Annotated in this window: 15 protein-coding genes and 4 pseudogenes; 6 read left to right on the top strand and 13 right to left on the bottom strand. The window is 59.0% G+C overall.

Going from position 1 to position 25,091, the window contains the following annotated elements; translation table 11 throughout:
- Window positions 1-16: 16 nt before the first annotated feature.
- Window positions 17-187: pseudogene (locus AB6O04_RS17745) on the bottom strand (IS3 family transposase); the annotation flags it as partial.
- A 248-nt stretch (window positions 188-435) separates the two neighbouring features.
- On the opposite strand from AB6O04_RS17745, the gene AB6O04_RS17750 reads away from it, so the two are divergent.
- Both AB6O04_RS17750 and AB6O04_RS17755 read left to right on the top strand, forming a co-directional pair.
- Complete coding sequence (locus AB6O04_RS17750; RefSeq protein WP_368565585.1) at window positions 436-603, top strand: hypothetical protein; 168 nt, start codon at window positions 436-438, stop codon at window positions 601-603.
- A gap of 815 nt (window positions 604-1,418) precedes the next feature.
- Complete coding sequence (locus AB6O04_RS17755; protein WP_368565586.1) at window positions 1,419-2,153, top strand: M23 family metallopeptidase; 735 nt, start codon at window positions 1,419-1,421, stop codon at window positions 2,151-2,153.
- Window positions 2,154-2,666: 513 nt separating this feature from the next.
- Here AB6O04_RS17755 and AB6O04_RS17760 read toward each other — a convergent pair.
- From AB6O04_RS17760 to AB6O04_RS17770, 3 genes are read right to left on the bottom strand one after another with little or no spacing between them, the layout of a single operon-like run.
- The gene (locus AB6O04_RS17760; RefSeq protein ID WP_368565587.1) at window positions 2,667-3,434 is read right to left on the bottom strand and encodes a glycosyltransferase family 2 protein; all 768 of its coding nucleotides are present in this window, start codon (window positions 3,432-3,434) and stop codon (window positions 2,667-2,669) included.
- Between the two features lie 6 nt (window positions 3,435-3,440).
- Window positions 3,441-3,788: a NirD/YgiW/YdeI family stress tolerance protein gene (locus tag AB6O04_RS17765; protein ID WP_368565588.1), complete on the bottom strand. Its 348-nt coding sequence runs from the start codon at window positions 3,786-3,788 to the stop codon at window positions 3,441-3,443.
- 43 nt (window positions 3,789-3,831) lie between these two features.
- Window positions 3,832-5,508: an ArnT family glycosyltransferase gene (locus AB6O04_RS17770; protein ID WP_368565590.1), complete on the bottom strand. Its 1,677-nt coding sequence runs from the start codon at window positions 5,506-5,508 to the stop codon at window positions 3,832-3,834.
- Between the two features lie 272 nt (window positions 5,509-5,780).
- Here AB6O04_RS17770 and AB6O04_RS17775 point away from each other — a divergent pair, with 272 nt between their 5' ends.
- Together AB6O04_RS17775 and AB6O04_RS17780 are read left to right on the top strand one after the other, a co-directional pair.
- Window positions 5,781-6,308 (top strand): OmpW family outer membrane protein, encoded by a 528-nt coding sequence (locus AB6O04_RS17775; RefSeq protein WP_368565591.1) that lies wholly within the window; start codon window positions 5,781-5,783, stop codon window positions 6,306-6,308.
- A 370-nt stretch (window positions 6,309-6,678) separates the two neighbouring features.
- On the top strand, window positions 6,679-9,375 hold the full coding sequence (locus tag AB6O04_RS17780) for a hypothetical protein (protein ID WP_368565592.1): 2,697 nt from the start codon (window positions 6,679-6,681) through the stop codon (window positions 9,373-9,375).
- Window positions 9,376-10,018: 643 nt separating this feature from the next.
- Here the strand turns inward: AB6O04_RS17780 and AB6O04_RS17785 are convergent.
- The 4 genes and pseudogenes from AB6O04_RS17785 to AB6O04_RS17800 all read right to left on the bottom strand — a co-directional run bounded on the left by AB6O04_RS17785 (window position 10,019) and on the right by AB6O04_RS17800 (window position 12,139).
- Window positions 10,019-10,567: a hypothetical protein gene (locus AB6O04_RS17785; protein WP_368565593.1), complete on the bottom strand. Its 549-nt coding sequence runs from the start codon at window positions 10,565-10,567 to the stop codon at window positions 10,019-10,021.
- A gap of 129 nt (window positions 10,568-10,696) precedes the next feature.
- Window positions 10,697-11,149 (bottom strand): annotated as a pseudogene (locus AB6O04_RS17790) (IS3 family transposase); the annotation flags it as partial.
- A gap of 229 nt (window positions 11,150-11,378) precedes the next feature.
- A complete protein-coding gene (locus AB6O04_RS17795) occupies window positions 11,379-11,462 on the bottom strand; it encodes a group II intron maturase-specific domain-containing protein (protein ID WP_368565649.1) in 84 nt (27 codons plus the stop codon).
- Window positions 11,432-12,139 (bottom strand): reverse transcriptase domain-containing protein, encoded by a 708-nt coding sequence (locus tag AB6O04_RS17800; RefSeq protein ID WP_368565595.1) that lies wholly within the window; start codon window positions 12,137-12,139, stop codon window positions 11,432-11,434. Before AB6O04_RS17800 ends, AB6O04_RS17795 begins: the two co-directional genes overlap by 31 nt.
- 950 nt (window positions 12,140-13,089) lie before the next feature.
- Here AB6O04_RS17800 and AB6O04_RS17805 point away from each other — a divergent pair.
- Window positions 13,090-13,200, top strand: a pseudogene (locus AB6O04_RS17805) (IS30 family transposase); the annotation flags it as partial.
- A gap of 607 nt (window positions 13,201-13,807) precedes the next feature.
- Here AB6O04_RS17805 and AB6O04_RS17810 read toward each other — a convergent pair.
- On the bottom strand, window positions 13,808-15,517 hold the full coding sequence (locus tag AB6O04_RS17810) for a protein-tyrosine phosphatase family protein (protein WP_368565597.1): 1,710 nt from the start codon (window positions 15,515-15,517) through the stop codon (window positions 13,808-13,810).
- Window positions 15,518-15,681: 164 nt separating this feature from the next.
- Between AB6O04_RS17810 and AB6O04_RS17815 the strand changes: the two are divergent.
- Window positions 15,682-15,943: pseudogene (locus AB6O04_RS17815) on the top strand (transposase); the annotation flags it as partial.
- 1,125 nt (window positions 15,944-17,068) lie between these two features.
- Here AB6O04_RS17815 and AB6O04_RS17820 read toward each other — a convergent pair.
- From AB6O04_RS17820 to AB6O04_RS17835, 4 genes are all read right to left on the bottom strand, one after another.
- Window positions 17,069-17,467: a hypothetical protein gene (locus AB6O04_RS17820; protein ID WP_368565598.1), complete on the bottom strand. Its 399-nt coding sequence runs from the start codon at window positions 17,465-17,467 to the stop codon at window positions 17,069-17,071.
- A gap of 2,367 nt (window positions 17,468-19,834) precedes the next feature.
- Window positions 19,835-20,608 carry an IS5 family transposase gene (locus AB6O04_RS17825; RefSeq protein ID WP_368565599.1) on the bottom strand — a complete coding sequence of 258 codons (774 nt, stop codon included), beginning with the start codon at window positions 20,606-20,608 and terminating at the stop codon, window positions 19,835-19,837.
- A 978-nt stretch (window positions 20,609-21,586) separates the two neighbouring features.
- Window positions 21,587-21,850 carry an acyl carrier protein gene (locus AB6O04_RS17830; RefSeq protein WP_368565601.1) on the bottom strand — a complete coding sequence of 88 codons (264 nt, stop codon included), beginning with the start codon at window positions 21,848-21,850 and terminating at the stop codon, window positions 21,587-21,589.
- A gap of 105 nt (window positions 21,851-21,955) precedes the next feature.
- Window positions 21,956-25,084 carry a hypothetical protein gene (locus AB6O04_RS17835; protein ID WP_368565603.1) on the bottom strand — a complete coding sequence of 1,043 codons (3,129 nt, stop codon included), beginning with the start codon at window positions 25,082-25,084 and terminating at the stop codon, window positions 21,956-21,958.
- Window positions 25,085-25,091 lie beyond the last annotated feature (7 nt).

Consider the following 25,091-nt stretch of genomic DNA (forward strand, 5'->3'; position numbering starts at 1 on the left):
CCCCACGTAATCGGTGGTCACGCTCGCCCTGGCGCACGAAGTTGCGCAGCGTCTGCGCTGTACACCCGATCTTGGCCATGATCGATTCGATCGCGGCCCACCGCGACGCGTGCTTGCCTTGATGCTCCAGCTCCAGTCGTACCGCACGCTCCCGCACTTCCGGCGAATACTTGTTCGACTTCCTCATGACTCCATGGACTTCCTGACCAGGCCCATCGATCATGACGCGCTTTTCGGCAGTCACTACCGCTATCGAACGCCGCGCCGAACGCCGCGGGGAGCACATGAGGCATTGTATCCGGCGCCACTTCGCCTCGCTTACGCCGGGTGAACGCTCGATCTTCAAACAGGTCCTCGCGTGCCGTTTGAACAAGCAGATCGCGATTTCCTCCATAGTTGCGAAAGAACGGAAAAAGCTCATCACGCGCGCACGTGATGGAAAAATTGAACGTGCATCCGGTTGCACAACTGGTGTGCTTGGCCGCGCAACTCGAACTCGATGCGGCATCCCCATTTCGGATCTTCGGCTGTAGTGAGAAAAACAGCCGCAGGATCTACGGCTCGGCCTTGATCGGCGACCCCGTGCCCGGCGGCAATGGCTGAGCTCAGCATTTAGGCGTTTTCTACTCAACAACCGTTCTGTTTCTGCCACGACGCCACATGCCCCGACCACGCACGCTCCAAGTTTCCTCTCATCAGGACCTGCTCGAGGACATTCCTCAGGCCACGGGCAGTGAAGGGCTCGATGTAGATCAATTTTCCGGTCTTGGTATGCAGCACGTCGCGGTAGAGGTCATCGGCAACGTTTTGAAGATACGGAAGCGCCCCGCACGCCGGCACATCGCTCCTAGTTGCAGAACTATGTGTGAACGTTCTATCTATCCGGCATCTGTAAGAACAGGACACATGGTTGGTGTGCGCGGAAGCGTGGTTGAAACTTCAGGCTGAAGCAAACTGACGGCGCATCAACATCCGCATCAACAGCTATATCGGGCCAATACTTCGGCCAACTCGAACGGGTAGAAGTACTCGCTCTTGCCACTGGCTTGTGTGCCCTAGTCGGCAGTCCTTGATCCCAATGCCTAAGCGCACCAGCCAGACCAATGATCTCTCGACGATCATCTGTCCAGTACGCCAGGCTTGCCCGCCGTACGGCTAACGGAGGCCTCCCAAAACCGACAGATGTCCGGGTGAACCCGCCGGGACTGGATTGGGCTCACTGCGCAGCGTCGAAATGCGACTATTCGCGCGAATTTATGGGCTATTTCTTGTGGTCCTGCGGGCGGAAAACGCCGAATCTTCTGATTCCTTCTTGCGTCCAGGTCGTCGGACATGACCCCGCTATTTACCCCCTCTGCACACGTGGCCCGATCGGGCTGGATGCGATTGCCTGCAAACACCTACCTGAGTGCTATCGCATGCCTGTGAACGCACTGTCGCCTTCACGACCTCGCGACAACGTGTGCATGCTTAAGGCGCAGCGCCAGGTGGTGCCGTTGTCGGTTCGCGCTATTGCATTGGCATTGATGATGACCGCAGTCGGAGTAATAGCCGAAGAGGCATGGGTAACGTGGCGCGGAGTACCGCCGGCGCACGCCGGTATGCTCGGCAGTGGCGGCCCGTTAATACGCGAAGGCGTCGCCGCCGCCGGCCCCGGCGAGGCGCGCCTGATCCGTTCCCTCACCTTGCCCCAGCCCAAGTTATGCCCGGTGGAGAAAGCGCTGGTGAGCTCGACCTTCGGCCGCCGCAAAGATCCGCTCGGTCGGGGTTGGGCATTCCACGGCGGCATAGATTTCGCCGGTCGCATAGGCGCCCCGGTGCGGGCGGCCGCGGCGGGCGTGATCATCCAGGCCGATTACCGGCGCGACTACGGCAATGTGATTCGCATCGCCCACGGCGATGGTTCGGTCACGCTCTACGCGCACAACCAGAAACTGCTGGTGCGTGAAGGTGAACGGGTCGCGGCCAGTCAACAGATCGCCTCGCTCGGCTCCACCGGCCGCTCCACCGGACCGCACTTGCATTTCGAGGTCCATCTGCACGGGCGTCGCGTAGACCCCAATCCGTACCTGACTATGGCATTGCCGGACAGGATCAACCATCGCCCGCTGCCTGCAACTCCCCCCTGCGCTGTGCGCAGTGGCCTGGAATAATTTTCAGTCGGCGTACTAGCCATGTGGCACCTGGGTGCCGGATAGGAAATTTCGTAGCAGCGGCCCTCGGCAGCTACTTAAGCGCCACCGCATCTGCACGCCCTCCGTGCGGGTGAGGCAGCCATGCAGCTGCAGGCATAGATCCAGGTGCACGGCCTAATGGCACTCCCCGCTCACCTATGACCTGCGTTTCGTAACATGCTGCGTTAAACGCCGCTCACATGAACGCGGAAGCACAACCGGATAGGCCATGCGTTCCTGCCGGTGGGGCTGAGGTGAGAACTGGCTGTGGCCCAGAAATGGACATCTACCGGCAAACAGGCGGCGATCTTAGTACCAGCGACTGCGAAGGCCAATGATCGCGATCCCCATGCGTGGTTGACCGAATGCTGACCGGGCCGTCCGCACCGGGACGCGATATCGAGACATTGCTAGAATCCAGCCTCATCGCCGGGTCTCCCGCTGCTTCCCAGTGTCCAGAGTGAGGGCTTGCTTTGAGATTGGCCGCCGATCTTAAACCTCTTGCACGGCGGCGCGCTTGCTGCGCTTGATCAGCCAAGCTACACCACACAGATCGCGCATCCCCTTCAGCGCCCGATTCAGGTTGTTGTACTTGGATTCGCCGGCGTTGCGGCGGCGGTGATTGACCGGCACGCTGATCGTCTGCCAGCCGGCACGTTGCATCAGCGCGGGCAGATAACGGTGCATGTGGTCGAAATAGGGCAGATCCAGGAAGGCTTCGCGTTCAAACAGCTTTATGCCGCAGCCGGTGTCAGGTGTGTCATCACGCAGCACTCGCGAGCGAATCACGTTGGCCCAACGCGAGGCCAAACGCTTGCTGCCGCTGTCTTGGCGGTTGATCCGCCAGCCGGCGAACAGTTTGGTGCTGCCGTCGGCACCAATGCGCTTCTGCATTAGCCTGGGAATGTCAGCCGGGTCGTTCTGGCCGTCGCCGTCCAGCGTGACGATCCAAGCGCCGCGCGCAGCCTTGACGCCTGCGCGTATCGCTGTGCTTTGACCACTCTGCGCGTCGTGGTGTATCACGCGCAACTCGGGCACATGCACCTTCAACGCAAGCAGGACCGACAGCGTGTCATCACGCGAATGGTCGTCGACGTAGACGATCTCGAAATCTCCGCCTTCGCTGCGCGTGCGATCACGCAGCGCTGAGGTGATCTCGTGCACTAGCGGTATCACGCTATCGCGTTCATTGAATACTGGCACAACTACGGAAAGCTGCGGAAACAGGTTCACGCGCTTCGGTAATGGGTCATCTGACATGTTGGTCTACTCAACAATTTCCACCCGCTTGACGTCGATCTCCACTGCAATCATGCCCTTATCGACCTCTCCGATTAGACGCAGCTTTGTTGATGCATCGATAGAACGCCCCAGGGATAGGACATCATCATCAATCTCAACTCGCATTGAACCTGTATCATCCTTGAACTCGTAGTCGTCGTGGCTGATCTTTCGTACTAATTTTCCTTCGAGCGTTGCCGGCGTGTCGTCCGCAGCACTGTTGGCTGCAAACACAGTTGTGACCTCGGGGGTAGCACCCGGCCCGAGGTACTGAGCTGGAGCAAGAGCGGGGACACAGCACAATGTGCAGGTGATGAGCATCTGAAACTTCATTGTTGTTACCTCTTGTAGTCCGGAAATCTATGAACTCAGTTCGTCATTCGCAATCGGCGGCCGCCACGCTTGGTACTAAGGTCCAACTGCGGCGGTTGGCATGACCCAGGTGCTGCGTACGCGAGGCGTCGATGCATCCGGTTAGCGCCACGTCCTGCACCAGCAGCCATCGCGTGCGCGGCGACTGCTTCTGCCATGTCAAGCCGCGCCGCATCTGTTCATCGAAATCGACTTTGAAGCCGAACTCTGCCACCTTGCGATCGGCCATTAGCAAGTGTTGCTCGCGCCATGCGACCAGACCAAGTTCCGCCTGCGGGCCGATTCGCCGCCCGACATCTGCCATTAAGCCGCGCGCCGACGAGGAATCGTTGAGCAGCGGCGCGATCACCGTGCCGAATACCACCCACAGCGCGGTGAGCATGGCAAGCATCGCATCGATCGGTCGCCGGCGACCGAACCACAGCAGGCACGCGACGCCAAACGCGCCGACGGCTGCAATGTACGCTGCCAATGCCTGCGCGTCGCCTTTGATCCCGCGCTCGGCGACGACACGGCGCTCGAAGCTAAGATCGCCAAACCACATCGCCAGCCCCCCTAGCAGCAGCGCACTCGCGAACACCCAGGTGAACGCCGACACCGTGGCGCGCACGCCGCGCCGATGCAGCAGACCCGGCAGAAGCGGACCCAGCGCCAGCGCCATCATCGGCAGCGCCGGTAAGATGTACATGTCCCGTTTGCCGCTAGGAATCGTGAAGAACACGATCACGAGCGCCCACCACGCCAGCGGCAGCAAGTACCGTGGATCGCGCCGGAGCAAGCGTCGCCGCCAAGCGACAATCGCCCACGGTAGCGCGAGCACCGTGGGTAACCACATCGTCGCCATTACCTCAAAAAAATAATAAGCAGGCTGCTCGTGGTGCCACGACGCGCCGTAACGTTTGGCGGTCTGCCGAACCAGGATGTCGTCGAGGTAAGCGCGGAACTCCGGATCGGGGCTGCCGAGCGCGGCGAGCAGCATTGGTACCAGCCACACGCCAGCGGCGATCACGAACGCGAGCGGTCCCAACCAGAACTTCGGATCGCTTACGTGCAGCTTTACGTTCCACCCCCGCAGCGACGCGATGCCCGCGGGTACCAGCATCAATAGGCTGAGCACGCCTACGCCTTTGCTGATGACGCCCAGCGCCGCAGCGGCCCAGCCAAGCATCCACATCGGCCAGTTCGGCCCTCGATTACCGGCACTCTGCAGCATGTGGCGCATCAGGCCGTAATTGCCCAACGTAATCCAGAATACTACCAGCGGATCGATCTGCGCCTTCTTGGCCTGCCAGCTGAACTGCAGAGCGAACAGCAATGCGTAACCCGCGTACAGGCCAATACGGCGCGTCCACAGGCGCGAACCCAGGTCGACCACGCACCACAGCGTGCCCAGTGCGGCAACTAGCGACGGCAGCAGGAAGGCGGTGCGCCAGTTGCCGAACACCGTGTACGCGATCGCCTGCAACCACATGAACAACGGCGGTTTGTCCGAATACAACTCGTGACCGCGGCGGGGAAATAGCCAATCGCCACTCTCGATCATTTGCTTCGCAACGAGCGCGAAGCGCGGCTCGTCAGCAGGCCAGGGATCGCGCAGCCCTAGCCCGGCCCCGAGCACTAGCGTAGCGATGATCCAGAAGACTACTGCGCCCGATTGCTCGGGCTGCCTGACCAAATGCATACAACTCCCTGGCACGAGTACGAGTCGAGAAATATCGCAAGACATCGTCGCCGACTGCCGGCGCGCCTCATATATCTGCACGCCGCCAAATCCGCACTTGCGGCGCAAATTCTATTCCGTATTCCAGATAATAAAGCCAAGAAAGAGCCGAGAAACTTCATGCAATCAACAGCGAAGCGTCTATTTTATCGCGGCGCTCGCGCACTTGAATATCAATCCCCTACCCTTGCTGGTATTGCGCCCATTCTCAGCACTCAAGGGTAATGATGCAAATGAAGCTATCTCATGCACTTGCGTTTGCTTTTGCAATGACGACCAGCCCGCTACTTACGTACGCGCAAGAACATTCCCGCTTTGCTTCTACCGCGGGATATATCGGTCAGCAGACCGACGCTGATGCGCCAATCACCATCAACCCATCCGATATCCCGGTCGCGTGCCAAGACCCATATTGCGCTGAGCTGGAGAGTAGTAGCGACGATGGCGGCGCCGCGCTTGGCTTGAGCTGGTACGTCACATCAGCCATTGCAATCGAACTGTGGGGCAGCCAAGGTCACACATCTAACACCGAACTGGACATGGAACGCTCTCCGGATGCGGAGCTCACGAGCTACCGCGCGCGACCTCTTGCCCCGACCGCACAATATCACCTTCGCCTCAGTGATCGCTTTATCCCGTTCATCGGCATTGGTTGGCAGGAGACGGTCACCGGGGTGATGGGGAACGTTGATGTGGCTAAGACGGCAGGCCTGAACTTCCGGGTTCGCTGCAGTCGTCGACCTAGACGCCAATTTTGGTGAGCGCTGGTTCCTCCGCGGTGACGTTCGTACCTGGACGGCGATAGCCGCGTGAGTACAAACCAGCAACCCTCTCAAACTATGGACATGAGCGCATGGACCTATGGGCTGAGTGTCGGCCTGCGCTTCTGATTCTGTTTGCGCTCTTGGCAACGCCGCAGTATTTCGATCTGCATGATGAAGCAGAGTGGATTGTAGACAAAGAGCAAGTAAGAAGAACGAACGGTCCTACGAGCTAGCGCGCCCTGGCGGGCCTAGCGTCAGCGCTGATTGGCAGTTCCACAGCTCAGCCTGTGGACTTTGCCAACAACTGCCGCCCCCAAGTCGCGGCACCGCCACCTCATCGACTAACAACCATGGAAAACACCTCCTTATGAATATCAAAGCTTGCAGCACTTTATCTCTCGCGATTGCCTTCGTTCTGTCAAATGGGCCAATCCTCGCCCAGAACCAATCGCCATTGGCGTGCGATGAATCCTCGACCGAGCCGACCGAAGCGTGCAAGAACGGTGTCAATGCTTCTCCCCATGGTGAGCGCGCCTCCGTCTCGAAGGCATGGTGGATAGGCGGCTTGGTGCTGCTCGGCGCCGCAGCCGGTGGTGGTGGTGGTGGTGGTGGTGGTGGTGGTGGTGGTGGTGGTGGTGGTGGTGGTGGTGGCGGTGGTGGTGGCCCTGGTCCCGGCCAGGGCGGCAGCTACCCCAGCAACAGCATCATGGTCGGCGGCGGTCAACAGGCTCACTGGACTCAGAGTGTGAACACACAGATCACAGGTGACAATGTACGTAACGATGGGACGCTCACGATTGATTTCGGTACGTTAACTGTTCGCGGGGAAGGCGATCTACGCAACAACGGTACGATTTCTTTAGCCACCGGTACAGTGCTATCGGTCGAAGGGGAGAGCGAGATCAATAACTATGGTTCGATGGCGATCAATGGTCGGGTAAACCTCATTGACGACGGCAGTCTGGACAACCACGGTACCCTGACCGCGCAAGATGCGACATTTACGCTGGCTGGGGAAGGAGATATCGAAAACGCTGGCACAATGGTGCTGCAAAACTCCTCGGTGGCGCTGTCGAGCGACACCGAGTTTGATAATGGCGCCGAACGCACGCGCGTTTCGCAGTTGCGTCTGGACGGCAGCCACTTCACCCTGACCGATACCGCCGAGTTCGAGAACTCAGGCAACATCGAAGCGCTCAATCTAAATATGGGCGATACGCTGATTGACATCCGCACCCAGCGGTTACGCGATATTGACGTAATCGAAGCCTTCGACAACTACGGCAAACTGAGTATGGCGTCTGATGCGCGTGTGTTGTCGCTAGTAGCGGAAAGCCACGCCAGTGTCGGCATCAATCGTACCAACGGCCACATCGACAGCAACGCCAGCGGTCAAGCCATCATTCATGCCGAAGGCCAGCATGCCACATTCGTCAACCAGGGCACACTGACCGTCACCGGTGACAACGCTGTCGCCATGAGCGGTGCGCGAGGCGCCACGCTTATCAATGACGGTATCATCAACCTAGGCAGCGCCGGAGACGTCAACGGCGACGGCATGGTGGCGATGCAGTCCGATGGCAGCGCTGTACTGAACAATCGAGCTGGCGGCGTCATCAATATCGACGCCAGTAACTCGCATGCCTTCAAGGTAACTGGGACTGGCACGGGCCGCATCATCAACAATGGGCAAGTCAATATCAGCGGCGTTGGTAGTGGCTTGTATTTCGATACGACCACCGCTGCGGATAACAGCGGAGGCCCAGACCTAGGTTATCGGGTCCCGCGCGGTGCGATTGTTGGCTACACGATAGGTACCAACATCGATGGCAGCGCAGGCCAAATGATGCTTGCCGATGGCGGCTATATCGCCGATGTTGATGTCGATACAGGCTTCACCCGCGGCACCTCAGCCTCGTCAGTCCTCCTGGACGACGTGTTCGTCGGCGCTCACGGCGGGGAGAACAACATCCGCAGCAAGACTGTGGTCTGGGAGGCTCAGGCGCAACGAGATGAGCATGGCAATGTTGACGTCACGATGACACGCAACAACTACGCTGATCTGGTCGAAGACAGTTTGGGCCAGCTCGCCACCGCCCTAGACCAGGGATACACCAACAACGACGTGTTTCACAGCTTGGAACTTTATAGTGTGGACGAGCTTGAAAGCGCGATGAGGCAGCTATCCGGAGAGCGCTTGACGCTGGGCGCCCAACGCGCCGCGTCAAGCGGGCAGAGCTTCTGGTCCGCACTGGACGCGCAGGGGCGGCGACCTGGGCTATCAGTGCTCGGTTTTACGCCAGGCACGCGCCAGGGGTGGAGCCCGCAGGGTCAGGGTGGAGCAATGAGTCTGGTGACGCCGCGCCACAACGGCAGTACCGATGTCCGCTTCGGCGTCATGAGCGATTCGCATTCGACCAACAGCAATGCTGTTGGCGACAGCCTGCGCTCGAACTACCTGGGCATGGGTTGGACTCGCAGTATAGGTAGCCTGCAGTTGCGCAGCGCAGTGAGCAACGAGTGGCATATGTTGGAAACTACGCGCGGCATCGGCTACGGCGAAACCAACCGCTTGGCACGCAGTCAGCGCCGGGTTGCTCGCAATGTGCTCAGCGGCACCTTGAGTCGCGATAGGAACAGCGGCAGCCTGCAGTTGCGTCCGCGCGTGGCCACCCACGCTTATCGACACGGCGAGGGTGCGTTCAAGGAAACCGGTGCGGGCAACTTCAATCTGGCCGTGGGTTCGGTAGCCGCCTTCGGCATGAACCTGGAAACCGGCCTGGGTTGGCAATGGTCGTTAAATCCCCGCTGGGGCTTCAGCGGCGATGCCGCGCTAAGCAAGCCATTGGCGCACTCAGGTAATCACCGCAGCGCGCGGCTGGAGGGCGCCGATCAAATGTCGTTCCAATTGCCGGCGCTGCGTCCGGACGGCTTGGACCACGGCCTCCACCTGGGCGTGGACTATCGGCGTCACGCGACGCGCATGAACATCAGGATACAATCACAACGCACGTTCGGCGAGCGTGACGATCAGATCGACTTAGACTTGGTGTTCAGCTTCTAAGGCAAAGAGACGCGCATTGATTGGGATGGATCCCTCCCACCCTGCCACACCAAGGACTCAGATTAGTCGGGGGAGCACGAGGGGGGAGGGAATTCAGGGCATGCATATCACGGCCGTTGCCGCCAATTGCGAAGACATCATTGAGCTAGCTTTCGCCGATGCGCAGGTCGGGCCCGGGTGATCGCAAGCGCTACGATGCTGATGGGAGGCCTGCGGCAGTGCGCACGTGCAGCTGGTTCCAGCGCCAAAACCATACCACCCGGCTAGTTCCGCCTGATACGTGATCGGGCCGTATCGGAACTCGGATTGCGCGCTAGGACTTGGCGTGGACGCGGAAAGTCGCACTCAGCTCGAATCGCACCCAACCGGGACTGCCCTTGAGTGTTGGACAACCCGCGACCGATGGGGCTCTGGCATGCATCGGACGCGCGGCGACGAAGACGCTTCACCTACTGTCGCCCCATTGGCGCATTCGCCTAAGAATTATCACGTTTAAAATGCGCTGTCTGCTGCGAAGACGACGTCGATTTCGTTGGCAATTCCATTCAAAATACGCTCTCTTGTTGCGAGCAGTTTGCTACGAGCTTGCCCTACTTTCCGCAAGTGGACGGATCGGCAACAAACCGACTGAATGCAGCTGAGCCTAATCCCGTACCTTGGCGAGCAAACCTACGCCTTGGGACGTAAGATTGCCGCATACCGTAACGTAATGGCAAACAACGGCATTCCTGACGCCCCAAATTCTGCTGTACTCCGCTGCGGAATCGTACCTGATCCGCTCTATATCCGTCATCCAATGCCACCGCAGAGCAGCCTTTTGCGCATCCGTCAATGGACTCCAGTTTGCATCCGATACGCCATGTCGATTCCATGTCGAGCATGCAGCATCACCATCGCCGCGATCAATTTCGATCGTAGCCAGCAGGGATTGCAACGTAGCTAGTACCACTGAGTCGTGGGGGTTGGCCGCAGTAGTAGCTTCGACTGATGCCGATGCGCGCGTCCAGGTACCTGAAAGCGGCCGTGGCGCGCCTGTGTGCGCTCGACAAGGGGATTTGGCAGCGTTGGTGGCGCTGACAAATGCCTGAGAGATTACCGAGTGATTGATCGTCTCCGCCGACACTGATGATATCTGAGTGACGCTGGTATTTACGATGTTGGGTACATTGAAAATGCTGGGAATGTTCGGCATGGGAGGATCCTTTCCAATCTTCACATCATCATGCCTGAATCGGACGGTCGATCGAATCTGATTATGGGCGCCTGCTGACGTTTCACCTTGCATACTGGACTGCCCGGGCTTGTAAGACACCTTCCCGCCTCACGCCGCGGCCTTTTCAAAGGCCTCGGGACTGATGCCGCCCAGATGGCGGTGGCGGCGAGTTCGATTGTAGAAAACCTCGATGTAGTCGAATACGTCGGCTCGGGCCAAATCCCGAGTGTTATAGACCCGTTTGCGGATGCGTTCTTTCTTCAGGCTACTGAAGAAGGATTCCGCAACGGCATTATCCCAGCAGTTACCGCGTCGACTCATCCTCGGCTGAAGGCCATGAGCGCGGCAGAAGCGTTGCCAGTCATCGCTGCCGTATTGTGAGCCCTGGCCTGAGTGCGCGATCACCGGTTGCTTGGGCTGGCGCCGACACAACGCCATGAGTAGCGCATCCAGCGCCAACTCACGCGCCAAGGTGGGCTTCATCGATCAGCCGATGACTTTGCGCGAATGCAGATCGATGACCACGGCTAGATAGAGCCAATCCTGCCAGGTTCGGATATAGGGGTGAGTAGGCCGGGGGAACTTCACCCCCAGCCCCTCGCAGAACCGGACGAGAGCCTCTCGACTCATCCGCCCCCCCCTCATCCAGCCTTGGGTACATACCCGCGTTCCCAAAGCACGAAAGCCCGAGGTGATGCGGCCGCCAGCCAACCAAGCGCTTGCCGGGCGCGTCGCTTATGACGAGCCAAGGACTTGTACTTGCGTCGTAACCACCGCACCAGATATGCGTTCAGGTGTTTCCACATGGCGTCCATCGCCGAACCGTGGAATGCCCGTAATAGTTCATCCAGCCACGTAGCACCGGATTGAACATGTAGGACAGATCATCAATTTGCCGATCGCACATGAGCTGAAGGCGCCATCCCGAAGCCGCATAGCACGCAGTGCATCGCGACTGACCGCCGGCGAGAAATTCACGTACACCCGACCGTACTTGTCCACTGCCTTGCGGAGGCGGAAGGTATAGCCGAGAAAGGTGAACTGGATTATCGGATAGTCCGCCGGGCGGTTGACGTCCCGGCAATAGACGATCCGGGTCTTCTCGGCATGCAACTCCAATCCACATGCCCGGTACCGTTCGGCGATGCGGCGCAGGGCGTAGTCCGCCTGCGCCAGGCTTTTACAGTGCATGACGCCATCATCCGCATAGTGGCAGAATCGCACGCTGCGCAGATGCTCCGTCACCCAGCGGTCGAAAGCATAGTGCATGAACAGCTTGGCGAGCAGTGGTCTGACGACGCCACCTTGCGATGCGCCGCATGTCCGCTCCACTCGTTGTTCGTCCGCCATCTCCATCGGGGTGGTGAGCCAACGCTCGATGTACAGCAGCACCCATGGATTCGGGCAATGCTTGCGAACCGCCCGCATCAGCAACGCATGATCGATGTTGTCGAACAATCCTTTGACGCACTCGATCACCCAGTCGTAGTCCCAGCACCGCCGCCGCACCACAACCACCGCATCGTGCGCCGATCGCTCGGCGATAACCATACGAGTCGGGGTGAAACCGGGGTTCGAGGATCGGTTCCAAGACACGCTTGACCACGGTGTGCGCCACTCGATCGGCCACGGTGGGCACCCCGAGCATCCGCACACCGCCTGACTTGTTCGGAATCGGTACGCTCATCACCGGCGGTGGGAAATAGCTGCCGGAGCACAGGCGATTCCACAGCACGTACAGATTGTCGCCGAGACGACGTTCAAACCGTTCCATCGATTCCTGATCGACTCCAGCCGATCCTCCATTGGCTTTGACACACTGATGCGCTTCCCAAACCAACACCTTGTGAATCTCGAAAGGCTTCGTCATGCGAACGAACTCCTCCTGCTCGCGCAGTTGGCTCGCTGGCATGACCGGATGACGCGGCTCCCTCGCTCCTTCGCTCCATCGCCATTACAGCGACTTCATCACTACTACGAGCCGCTCCGTCCCCTGGTAGCCCATCGGCCCTGTCGGCCTCGCGAGGCTTGCGCCTTTCCCTTGCCATCGCCACCAAAGGTTCCCGAAGTTCAACGCAAGAGCCTGAACCCAGCTCACGCGGCCTCTATGCCGGACACCGCCTGGCCAATAAACAAGTTTCCGCCAGACTATTCCAGGAGCAACATCACTCCCCGGTTTTGATGTCATCTGAGTGCTTTCGACACTTGAACGGCAGTTCACGGTTGTTCGTCTTCCGGGTTCGTACCTGACGCTTACTGGCGCCTTTTCCGCAACGCTCACGACCGGGGCTTTTGACCCAAGCCGCTTGCAGTGGTTTGCCACCTGCTCCTGTAAGCCGATGGCGAGGGGCCATACCCTCATCTCTCACGCCGCTTCCTGCGGCAAACGGATGTCGGTGACCCAGGCCTTGTCCGGCGCATTAATGGTGAATTGCCGTTGGAGCCGGTTGGGCGCCAGGATGGATGGCCGCCCCACGATCCGTCGCGGCGCCTTGTAGCCCGAAGATCGCGCTGTGCCCAGTCATTGGGAAGGCGACCTGATCACGGGTGCAAACAAGAGCCACATCGCCACGCTTGTCGAACGCCATTCACGTTACGTGATGCTGGTGAAGGTCTTCTATGTTGGATCAATCACCGAACAGATGACTAATGGCACGACGTATGAAGTCGGCAGGACCGCATCAAATCGGAAGTGACGCCTGTACGGACGACAACGTCGCCGTCATACCATCTCTGGATTCACTCGCCAATCCGGGCCAGCACTATGCCTTTGGCAAGGCTCGAACAATTTGGGGCCCTCTACTACGCGAGCATGAGCCGTTCGGGCGACTGGAGTCCCCCTAGCCAGATCGCGCCTGTTGGATGCGACGGCGCTTACATGTCGCTGTCGCCATCCGTGGTGTCTATGCACCCGAAGACAGCACCCCCGCAGGCTTATGTGTTTTAGTAAAGGAACGGAAGTTCCGGAAAGCAGCAAGATCTGGTGGATCTGCAGTACTGCGTCTACCCCGGCGGAAAGTGGATCCAGTCACAGGTTACCCAACCATCCACGCGGGCGTGGATCTTGGTGCTCAATCCGTGCGACTGACCCAGTGCCTGAACCCAATGACTCTCGACAGCAAAGCGATTCTTCTTCATGTCCGTCCTCCGGCTGACGGACTTTACAGCTTCAATTGGATGGCTCAGTAGGGGCAGGTTAACTGTGCCCCTGCGATCACCTTAGTTTTGATAGACAGGTTGTCGAGACGATGTGGCTCCGGCGACATCCCACCAATTCCCGTATGGATTCTCCCCCTGGCTCCACGATGGCGCGACATTCTCGTAAATCGGCTCGCCATCGGCAGGCGCCGAAGGATCGGACCAAAGCATGCTCGCGCGATTTTGGTAGATCGCCTCCTCGGTAACCGCACTCGCCATCACCCCAGCTTGCACTTCGCGCTGAACTTTCCCAACGGTTTCGAGCTGCTCGTCGGTTTGGACCATCCACGGAGAGCGGTCGTGGCGCATAGCACGGACGACCTCCATCGCCGTACGGTTCGGATCTTCGAGGAGCGCCTGAGCGGCCAAGAGCACCGCGGTCCGTCCCACGCCTGCCTTGCAATGCGCGAAAGTACCTGCGCCGCCCTTTTCGGTCGCCGACATATCGGAGGCTAGGGCAATCAGGTCGGACGCCTCCACGGTCGTCTTGTCGACCCAATTGTGCACATGGCGCACCGGAAAGGTAGCCGACCGGCCATCGGGCCCGCGAACGGTCATCGAATAGTTTCGAGTCTCCAGTACCCCGTAGGTTCTGGCATCATTCCCGTCTATCGTGACCTGATAGCCGCCGTAGTTTTTGCTTGAGCTGAAGTAGTCAGGGAGCTTGCCAACCTTGATGTCCTGGTCCGATGCCAGGACAACCAGACGCGAGGGCTTGTTCTCTAGGAGCATCTGCATGTATTTCGGCAGATCCCCGGGCTTCGGATAGTTCATGGCGACTCCGATTTCCTGCCCATCATCGAACCGCATCCGATTGGCGAGGTACGTTGTGCCGTCGGCAAGGCGTATCGCGGTGTCCTTGGTAACTGGAATGTCCTTGTAACGTACGCCCGTCTCGGTCGTCGCCAGCTTCTGGTATCTTGTGTCCCTCGTCTGGGCAAGGAATTCACCTTGTTTCGATTGCGTCGTCCCCAGCTCAGTTAGCTGCTCCATCATCGGGTCAGGGAACAGGGACTGCGCCTGTGCGAGCAGGTTCGCATCTCCTACCTCTCGGGCGAAGACCACCGCGATCTGCTTAGCGTCCTCTGCGTAACGGATGAGCTGTTGGCGCGCCGGCGCATGTCCCAACACACTGTGCCTGCGCGCGTCGCTGTTGAACAACTTTTCAAGCGAGCCGGCGTTAGATGCGATCGGCGCATTCAACAACGCGTCGAGCCGATTCCCTACATGATCGGGAGCGTTCATCAACCGCCGGGCCTGCCCTTGTTCGTCCATCACCGGCTTGCCAAGCAATTTCAGTGCCGCCCCGAGGCTCCGGAGACCATCGGCTGCACTCGACAGATCGGCCTGTGACGGGGGCTCCGCGTAGAGCGCATACGTAAGCATCTTGCTAGCCTTGCCAAGCCCATCGATCGCCGTCTCGACGCAAAGCTGATCATGTGTCGACGCAAGGGTCGCGGTCTCGGCCCTTCCTCCCTGCATGACAATTTGCCCCGGAACGGCAGATGCGTCGCGTCGATTGGCGGCACCAGTGAAAGCTTGCTTGACCACGTTCTGTAGGGCAATGAACGGATTCTTCGATGCTTTCTGGGATTCTGCAGTGTTGGAAACACCGGCCAATTCCGTGCGCGTCGCGCTGGAAGCCGTTGCTTGGTCTGCATTGCTGCCGGCACCCTGGACTCGCAATGGAAGCGGCTGATGCGGCTGATACCCGGCCGGGGAAGGTTTCATGTGATCGCTCTCATTTTGGTGACCAATACCACACTTTAAAGTGTTCGCCGAAAGTCGCTATCAAAAATTCACCATTCTCACAACGACTTGCCCACACGGCATCGGCGTGGCTTTGAAGAGACTTGAGACACGCGAGCAAGGGATAGCTGGAAATTAACCTACCCATGGAGGTCTTCCAAGCGGAGTATAAGGTCCGTCAGTCAAAGGACGGACATGAAGAAGATTCCTTTACTACCATGCATATCATTGCGTTCATCAACGAACACGAGCCGGCATGACGGTGCCGGAGCTGTGCCGGCAATACGACTTCAGTCCGGCCAGCTCCTACCAGTGGCGCGAAGTGCGCGGGCATTGGGGGCCGAAGACGCCAAGAGCCTGAAGGAACTAGAACTAGAGAACCACCGCCTGAGGCGGCTGCTAGCAGAACGGTAGACTTCGGAACTTGAAACTTGATTCCTCGGCAATGAGGGTGCGCCGTCAGCGGAATGCGACGCTGGCGCCGCTGTTGCGTTCTGCGCGGTCATCAATGCCACCACTTTTTCCCACACGCGGGATCATCGAGCTAGATTGTTCGACCATCTCATGCGTGCACCCTAGATTTCTGCACAGTTCATCACCGGCCGACCGTATAACCCCTTCGCAGTATGCAATCGTCCATTCGTATGGATTTCGCCATGACTTTTTGTACGCATGCCATGTCATATTCAAAGCACGCCCACGCGCCAAGTCCGACCTAGTGAGACGACCACTGCCTTCGCACCTGGGACAGGGCACATGGCTTGTCGCGTGCTGCCGTCCGACTCCTCGGCATCGCGAACAGCATTCCGAAGTTCTCAGTTCCTCAAGAACCTGATGGGCAAGCTTTTGATACACTGGACTTGGTGATGGCCAACGACGTTCCTTCGCCATATCCATTGCCTGCTGGTACCGCCCGAGCACGTCTGGAGAGTTTGACGAATGGCGTCTTGACGTCGTTAGTTCCAGATCGGCGATGTTGTAGTTCAACTGAGCCATCAAAGCCTGCATAGCGCGCACTTTGCAAAGACTCAGTACTTTGTGCAGGACTTCTCGCTCCACATCCTTCGAACTTTGACGACTGCCTTCCGGGCAACAGATGTGACAGAGAAGTTCACGAGAGAACTCATCTTTGATCCTCCCTAGTGCGCCAACTACTTCGTCCCCTGAAAGCTCTAAAACCTCCACGCCTGGCGCTTTCCATAGACCTATCCTTAGGCTAAGCTGGGCGACAAGCAAGCAACCGTCCATATCCTCTCCCTGAGTTCCATGCGGCGACGGCCCCTCCGTGACAACAAGCAACAAGCGCAGACGGCGATGCGGTCACTCGCTACGCAGGAAGCAGGCCAGCCTTGGCATGCGTCAGCGCTTCTTCTTCATATGGACAGCCGCTTCACGACAGCAAAAGTCGGCGCGCCATAAACTACAGAACGGACGAACAGCAAAGAGCAAGAGCTAGCCTTCTCTGCGACGTGCGCTCCGCTGACGTGGCGAATGCCTACGGCAGAGAAGCTAGCCCGGCGTCTTGGTACGTAGCTAGTACCAACCTTGGTTCAGGCCGCTGATGCGCACGCCTCGGCGATCCGCGACTTTCGTCTTCGGCTCAAGGCCTGCCAGGGTCCGCGCCTGCTCCATCTCGGAGCCGTCATTCGTTGGCAGCCGCTTGCTGCGCCGAGGCCGGCCGCTAGCAAGCGACCATACCGACGCGGCGGCCCGGCCCCACAGCGCTGTACCGCAGGCCCAGCATTTGCGGAACGCGGCCGGGACATCATCGATCCGTATCTGCTGTCGGCGTTTCCGGTCAACCGCGCCGATCAGATATGGGCCATGGACATGGCGTACATTCCGTGTGCGCCGCTTCTTACACTTGACTGTGGCAATGCACTGGTACAGCATCTGTGTGCTGTCCTGGCGCGCGTCGACCACGATGGTCATGAGCTCCTGTATGGCCGCCCGCGCTGGCAATGCCCCCACGGTGGTGCCGGCTAGTGTGCTGCCCCAGAGATAGCTTTGGTTAACCGCGCGAGCTTCCCGAAAACCGAGTCGGCCGTGACGGTCCAGGCAAACGGTTTGGGATGCTGGCTCCAATGCGCCGTCAACCGTTCGATGTGACGTCGCAGTTCAGTCACCGAATCGAAGCAGTCACGGCGATTCGCCCGTTGAGTGATGATCCCGAGCTACCGTTCGACCTGATGGATCCATGAACTTCAGGTCGGATGAAGTGTAGATGGAAACGCGAGCGTCGCGCCAGCCAGGCACGTCTTCGGGAGCTTGTTCGTCGCGTAGTGGTCGACGCTCGGATGAATATCCAGATCGACCGAAATCCTGGTCGCGGCACGACGCAGCAAGAACAGTTCTGATGCGGTGGCGCAGCTTGCATCGCGTGATGACCGTACCGCTAGCCACACCGAGCGCAGCGAACGGGGCCTCGTGCCGTGCAGAAGCAATCGTGGAAACGCCTTCGAAGTAGCCAGACGCCATTGGCAGCAACGGTTGGGTGCGGTCCAGTGCTGGTGCCTGGCTTTCCCATCACGCATAATACCGGGGCGTGATCGGTGGATTCCGATTCAACTCCTCGATGTCCGGTACCTTCTCGACAAAAAATGGTTCGTTGGACAGCTTGAACGTCTTGCTGCGATGGAGTTTGACTCCAGACAACTTCATGTAACACTGCGCCAAACTTTTCGCCATCCCGGTGGCGTAAGCCAATTCGCGTGCGGTCAATGGGTACTCACCTCCGGCTTGCGCGACAATGCGGCGCTGAGCAGTTCGGCAATCCGCGCTTGGTCCACCGATCGATGCTGGTACGATGATCTGACCGCTCCAGGCGAGGAAACCGGCGCATTGTGCTTGGCCGCCCACCGTCGTGCTGGCGTCACCGTTCGGATCCTACCGCTTGAGTTGCATGCGCGCACTCAGATATCGGCATCCGGTACCCAGCGGCTTCGCGCTGCGCTATCACATGTAAACGCCTACGATAGTTTGACGATCTGCTGGCCTGGCACATCGACTCCGCGCCAAGTCACGCGGCGGATGCCAAGCTCCCCCTGAGTATGTCGGCCGTGACAGCTTGGTGCTGTATCCAACGATGTCAAGCCGCTGATGCACCAGCAGCCATGCAACGTGTCCGACGACGCGCCGGCGCACGAGGCATCCGGCCTGCTCGATTCCTCGGTCAGGTGTCAGTGCACCTTCCGATACGATCCGGGTTGTTTAGACGCGAAGACCCGGCTAGGAGTAGCAGCCGCCGTTTGCGCGTAGTCACAATGGATCGATCATGTCAGCGAAACTAGCGCTTGCTGACTGCGAGAGGGTTGCAGCATCCGGCAAGCGCGCGACAGAAGCGCCTCGGCCACGACATGTCCGCCAACTGCCTGGCCTCATTACGCGCCTGCGCTTCTGCAGCCCAATGTGCCGGCCTCCCCCAAGGAACACGCACGATCTCTGGAATCGCTGGACGCGTGTACGGGCCCCGCCCGATATCCGAAGATAGACCCTCGCTACCTCCGGCCGAGCTCATGGCTCCGCGCTCGATGGCGGAATGAATGGCATTATTCACCCCATTAAGCCCGGCCATGCTTTGCGAGCCGTTGAGGTAGGCATTTTGATTGTTCTGACCGAGGAACATTTGCTGCTGATGCATGTGCGTGGTACTTGAGAGCACTGGAACTCCTGGCGATTAGAAAAACGTTGAGACACTTGACATTAACCGTGCCGACAAGCCGCCAACGCTCAATGAGATTGCGCATCCGGCCTCCCGTGTACGTACTCCACGACGTCACAGTTTGGCCCCACAGGTCAGCCCCAACATCCACAAGCGGGAATTTTCGCAGCGAGGCGTTTGGTATTCTGATAAACAGACGCTTCGGCGATAGCTTCCGATTTCGCCTCATACGAACTGCCTCCCGGCGATCATTGCCTAGCAGCCGGCTGTTCGGCACTGCAGACTGCCGTTACGGCCGCCAACTATTACCTGCTCGACACTCCATTCTGTTCGGATGCGCTGATTCTTATCAAGATCGACGGCAATGTCTTTTAGTAATCGGTCATGTCGATCTATATTTTTCCTTCCAGCAAAACCGCACGAACCGCCTGTCCAGCACCGGCTCGTTCTGGAACCAGGCCTCGCTATACGCTGAACGAAAAAGCGCCGCATCCTCGCCTCCACCAGCGACGCGCTGGCTATCCTAAGCGCGATCCACACACGCCGAGATTGGTGTCGCGGTGGCGCCGACCCGTGCGCCAGATCGCGCAGCGTGCCTGTCAACTGCATGGATTACGGAGAATTTACTAGAACCTATCTCAAAATTGCCTGAGCAGCAGAACCACCGCAGAAACCTGCACGAAACCGAGGAAATTCTCCGGATGGAACTCCCAACGGTTCAGCAGCCTACGCTGGTGTTTTATCCACGCAAAGAACCGCTCCACGATCCAGCGTCGTTTGTACCGACATAGCTCCCGGCCATCCTGCGTCTTCGGCTTCTTCCGGTTCTTGCGGTGCGGAGAGACCATCTTGATCCCCTTGCCGCGCATGTCGTCATCCAGATCATCGCTGTCGTAGGCACGGTCGCCAATTAGTACCTCCGGCATCGCTTCGATCATGTAGAAGTCGAAGCTCAACTGCACCAGCTTCACTTCGTGGTGGTTTGCCGCGTGCGTGCTTACCGACAGCGGCAAGCCCGCGCAATCCACAATCGCCATGATTTTCACGCCTTTCCCACACTTCGTGTTGCCAATCTCCAAATCGCCGCCGCGACCATTGGCGAACGTCGCATCGATGTAGCACTCGGAAATATCCAGCACATCTTGATCGCGCAACTCGTTGGCCAGATCGATCAAGATGCCGCGAAGAATCTCCTGCTGCGCCCATGCCTGGAAGCGCCGATGCACCGTCTTGTAGTTCGGGTACGACTGCGGAAGCATCTTCCACTGCGCGCCGGTGTTCAGAATCCACAACACCGCATCGAGCACCTGCCTGGTCGGCACCGGCTTGCGGCCAGGACGCCCATCCGGGATGTTCTCCTCCGGAAAGTGAGGCCTGATCCGTTCCCAGTGCGCATCGGAAATCTTCAGCATTTGCCTATTTTACAGACCTCCCATGCTAGTTTCCGATTTTGAGATAGGTTCTACCTATTCTGCAGTGGATGAGCGTTAATGCCGCCCGCCGCCGCGATCATGCGGATCGCTCAAACCTTGACGTTTGGTGTCGCACTCTTTGTGGGGCCACCAAGTTGATCATCATGGCTTCACCAGTCCGTCGTTCCAGGCCGGCCGACGCGGGTGCACTTGCGGGTCCTGGAAAAGTGACCACAAGTGAAACGAGACGAAGGCCGGCGCGCCTAGACCAATTCGCCTCAGCGTCGTCAAGTTCATTATTTCGGCGTCCGCTATAGGACGTCGAGATACCGGATAGTCTTCCCTCTCTCACGAGCCACGCTGTTAAACCAGGTTCAATGCAACTATTCCGGAAGATGCGCTGTTGATCCGAAGCATCAAACCGAAGCTGGAAGCGAGATAAAGTCCCGCGGGCAGTGCCTCGGTGCGCTACTAACTTAATTTTTTCAGCAGAGAGTACTGTTAAGCTTCCCTGCATGGCATCGATTTATCGTTTGCGCGTCCGCGCAACTTAACTGCCCGCCATCTTCCGTCTGCAGATGGCGGCTGATATCATGCTGATGAGCGCGGCGGCGCTGACCATGATCGTCGCCAATTCGCCGTGGCATGACAGGAACAAGCAATTCCGCCAGCGGCCGATTGGCGTTTGTTTTTCCGTCGGGGATTTCGGCTCGATGAGCCGCCGAACCTTGTTCTCTTTTCGCCAATTCCGGCCTACGCACAGCGGGTTGAGACTCTGCTTCCCCTCTGAAACGCCGCTTGCGGTTGAAGCATCTGCGACTCAAAAGGTCCCGGCTCGATCGCCGCACCTCTTGCCCAACCACTGGTGCAATGTTCACGCCAAAGTTACCCGGCGACTGCGCGTGGTCTTGCCCAACAGAGGCCGGTGCCACCAGCCCGCTCAAGAGCTCGTTTCCCAGCTTGGTTGAACGTGCTGTATCAGGCGCACTTCGCTTCCAGTAGTTGGAGCACAGACATGTGCAAGTCCGACACAGTCGTGATGCGCTGCATCTGCGCGCCTTCCGGAATTACCCCTAACGCATCTTCGATGGCCAACAACAGACTCTGAAGCTCCAACGAGTCTATCCCCAAATCGCTTACCAAACGCATATGCGGATGGACTTGATCGTTCGGCAAGCCCATCTGTTGGGAAATCATCGCACACAACCATTCGCACGATGCCGCGTCATCAAAACGTTTCATTTCCATTGCTCCTAGCGCCGATCCCCAACTGTTTCCGGAGACCGGCACCAAACCAGCGGCTGAGGATATCCGCCTCGTTTCCGACGCGGATACAGGCGTAGTTGCTTACCTGCGCACAATCGATGCGATCTCATGATAGCGCTCCCCTGCCTGCACGAGAATGCGATGTTCGCTATCCTTCATTCGGTAGAAGTTATCGACGATACGCGGGCCGACGTCCGACGTCGTACGCTCGATCGGGCTGAACAGTCTCACCAGCTTCTCGTCGGGCCCCACGATGCCAGCTTGGCCAGCGGTGGTCGCAACGACCGCTTGAGCCGCCGTAATTGCCGCGGCATGGGTGTTGCTGTTGACCGGATACGCAGAGACGGAATCGGCCCCAGTCAGCATGTTCCCACTATCGCTCCGCGAAGCGCTCGCGGGGTGGAACGATCCATGACCTGCGCGTTCCAAATTGGCTTGACGGGGGCCATTGGAACCATTGTCGCCTCTCCGATCCGCCGTACTACTGCCGTACGCCTTGCCTTCCGGATTGCGGGCAATCAAACCGAACGCGACGCCCTCGTTCCTTGTCGCCAAGTCCGCTCGATTTGTGAGCCTGCTTGCCTCCAGCGTAGCAATCGCATCCATGCGCTGCTTGGTCGTCTCCTCATCAATCCCGACATTGGTATCGGTTAGCTGAATCGACACCCTGTCAGGAGCGTTGAGCGCACTGCTCGTTGCCCTCACGACCGACGCGTTCGACTGCGCGCTTGCCTGACCAGAAAGGACCTCGATCCGCGCCCCTGTGGGCAGCGCGCTTGCATCAGGTCCCGGCGCGACGGCGCTCGACAAGGCGCCACCGCTCAGGCGACTAGCCATTTCCGCCACGCCAGCAGTTAAGCTGCCGACAGCACCGGCCGTCGCCTCATGATTCCCAAGCGTGGTGGCGCGCAGCGGGCTGCGATGGTTCGAGGTGCTGGCACCGACCGCGCTGTCGGACGGAGCGAAGATTAGTGAAGGGCTTTTCGCATTGGCGGGTACGGTTGGCGGGGTTCCAAACGGGGGACGGACCGAATCGGAGACCGGGCTTACCGAAGTCTGTTCTAAGGAAGAGCGTCGCAACATGTTGGACTGTGGTCCGACCACAGAAGATCCAGCGGCAGGAGTACGGACTGGTGGTTGCGGTGCGGCGCCTAGGACGCTTTCTGCCGGCTGCTCTGCCATGATCTGCGAAGTTGCCGGCGCCGAGTTGGATTGACGGGTGCTATTGGAACCATTGTCGCCTCTCCGCTCAGTCGCGTCGCTGCCGTACACGCTGGCTTCCGTATTGCGGGGACTTAGGTTGAAGGCGAACTCTGCCCTACTTGCCGCCAGGTCCGCTTGCTTTGCGGCCCTATCAGCCCCGAGCATCGCAATGGCGTCCCCACGCTGCTGGCTTGTCTCCGAATCAAACCCGGCATTGGTGTCTCTCAGCTGAACTGTAACGGGATCCCGACTTTTGGCATCGCCTTCGCGCTTGGCCGCCATCGCTTGGACTCGCTCTTGGAACCGGACCTGCTCAACGCTTCGGAAATCTTTGGTGGTGCCGTCTCTTTCAATCTTCTTCAGGCTCGCGAGTGCATCGCCGCTCAAGGCGCGCTTCAGATCCGCATCGAACGCATTACGAATCGTACGCTCTTGCGAAGTAGGTCGATTGTTCGGCGACATATTCGAGATACGGGCGTCGATCCCGCGATCCCGGCGCGTTGTCGTGCCCCCCCAATTGGCGATGCTAACCGCACCGTCGTCTCCCTTCAGTGCATCAATCATCACTCGGCTCGTGTCCACGTCACTCACTGCGACGGTCTCATTGAAGCGCTGGGCTGCTTTCGTACCGGTCGCTCCCATGCCTTGACCCCGACTATCACGGAAGCCCTCGGGCGCGGGTAGCAAACCCCCGTCGACATCAGTCATGCCCAGAGCGTTGACAGACGCATCAGCGGTTTGGCCAACCGAAGTCCACTCGGTCTGAGCTTCACTATGTACGCCAATGCTACCGAACGAGCCGGTGTTCATGCCGTTGCGCACTCGGTGATCGACCGTTTCATTCTCGTAGTCGCCTAGATCCTTAAAGTTCGCCATCAACGCGCCGATGTCAGCGTCGTGGTCACCTGTTACCTCAGCATCGCCATCTTGCAAGGAGGTACGATCAGTTTGCACCTCACTACGCTGCACAACATTGTCGATGCCGCCGAAATCCAAGCGTAGGTTTAAGCATCCATCGATCAGCTTGTCGATGATGGCATACATACGCTCATTGCTCCGATCGACTGCGGCAATGGCGTCCTTCATCGCTCCGCTTTCGCAGGTGTGCTGGACGTCGCGGCCGGTCACCGTCACGGTCACTGGCGCATTATGGACCGAGCCTGCGATGCGATCGCGACCGGCTACGTCCGCACCCAGAGCCGGATCGTGCGGCGCCTTACCACCATTGGTGGGCGAAGCATTGGGATCGTCCTTGGCCATCGGAGCCAAAACATAGTCGGGCAACTTGAACGCTTCCAGGACGCCGGAAACCAGCGAACGTCCGCCCTGCTCCAACGCCTTGGCTACAACCGTCAAGGTGCCGCTGGTGTACTCAGCCTGCAGAAACTGCTTGGCATCGAAGCCGCCATCACCGGCCCACCGCCCAGCGACAAACAAGGCGGGGAAGTTCGCCTGAATGCGCTGCATCGCCTCCGGCAAGATGACCTGCGCGAAGACTTGCTCAGCAAACGCCTGCGTGCCCACCTTGCCAACGTACTGATGCAGCGCTTTTTCTGCTTGAGTCAAGCTGTTGGCGAGCTTGCCGGAACCTTCGATGGTCTTGTCGTAATCGCCGGTGGCTCCGCTGAAGCTATGCTTGAGCAGCTTCACCGCCGCAGCCTCTAAGGCTTTGTATTCGGCGCTGTCGCGTCCACCGACAGCGCCGGGAGCCAGCCCATCGGCTGCCTTAAGCGCCGCGCCCAATACGGCGGCATGGTTTGCCAACCGCGTTCCCGGCTCAGGGTCGAAATTCCCGCCGCCGCTGAGATGGAACGAACCCAGGTTCCCCAAGTACTCCACGCCTGCACGCATCAGCGCATTCTGGCTCAGACCTGGTGTATAGGTCGGGCGCGCGGTGGAGATGTCGGGGTTGGTGACACCGTCCGGGCTGCCGGACCGCTGGGCGCGCGCGGCCGAAATGGCGCTAATCATATTGCTCAGTTGTGGGGCAGTGATGGCCGCAGGCATGGAGATC

The sequence above is a fragment of the Pseudoxanthomonas sp. UTMC 1351 genome, assembly GCF_040948865.1.
Classification (GTDB): Bacteria; Pseudomonadota; Gammaproteobacteria; order Xanthomonadales; family Xanthomonadaceae; genus Pseudoxanthomonas_A.

Excerpts from the sequence above, each read along its gene's own strand:
- AB6O04_RS17800 (WP_368565595.1), bottom strand. The coding sequence starts at position 12,139 with ATGGTTATCGCCGAGCGATCGGCGCACGATGCGGTGGTTGTGGTGCGG.
- AB6O04_RS17755 (WP_368565586.1), top strand. The coding sequence starts at position 1,419 with ATGCCTGTGAACGCACTGTCGCCTTCACGACCTCGCGACAACGTGTGC.
- AB6O04_RS17830 (WP_368565601.1), bottom strand. The coding sequence starts at position 21,850 with ATGAAACGTTTTGATGACGCGGCATCGTGCGAATGGTTGTGTGCGATG.
- AB6O04_RS17795 (WP_368565649.1), bottom strand. The coding sequence starts at position 11,462 with ATGTTCAATCCGGTGCTACGTGGCTGGATGAACTATTACGGGCATTCC.
- AB6O04_RS17750 (WP_368565585.1), top strand. The coding sequence starts at position 436 with ATGGAAAAATTGAACGTGCATCCGGTTGCACAACTGGTGTGCTTGGCC.
- AB6O04_RS17770 (WP_368565590.1), bottom strand. The coding sequence starts at position 5,508 with ATGCATTTGGTCAGGCAGCCCGAGCAATCGGGCGCAGTAGTCTTCTGG.
- AB6O04_RS17785 (WP_368565593.1), bottom strand. The coding sequence starts at position 10,567 with ATGCCGAACATTCCCAGCATTTTCAATGTACCCAACATCGTAAATACC.
- AB6O04_RS17835 (WP_368565603.1), bottom strand. The coding sequence starts at position 25,084 with ATGCCTGCGGCCATCACTGCCCCACAACTGAGCAATATGATTAGCGCC.
- AB6O04_RS17825 (WP_368565599.1), bottom strand. The coding sequence starts at position 20,608 with ATGCTGAAGATTTCCGATGCGCACTGGGAACGGATCAGGCCTCACTTT.
- AB6O04_RS17820 (WP_368565598.1), bottom strand. The coding sequence starts at position 17,467 with ATGACCATCGTGGTCGACGCGCGCCAGGACAGCACACAGATGCTGTAC.
- AB6O04_RS17775 (WP_368565591.1), top strand. The coding sequence starts at position 5,781 with ATGAAGCTATCTCATGCACTTGCGTTTGCTTTTGCAATGACGACCAGC.
- AB6O04_RS17780 (WP_368565592.1), top strand. The coding sequence starts at position 6,679 with ATGAATATCAAAGCTTGCAGCACTTTATCTCTCGCGATTGCCTTCGTT.
- AB6O04_RS17765 (WP_368565588.1), bottom strand. The coding sequence starts at position 3,788 with ATGAAGTTTCAGATGCTCATCACCTGCACATTGTGCTGTGTCCCCGCT.
- AB6O04_RS17760 (WP_368565587.1), bottom strand. The coding sequence starts at position 3,434 with ATGTCAGATGACCCATTACCGAAGCGCGTGAACCTGTTTCCGCAGCTT.
- AB6O04_RS17810 (WP_368565597.1), bottom strand. The coding sequence starts at position 15,517 with ATGAAACCTTCCCCGGCCGGGTATCAGCCGCATCAGCCGCTTCCATTG.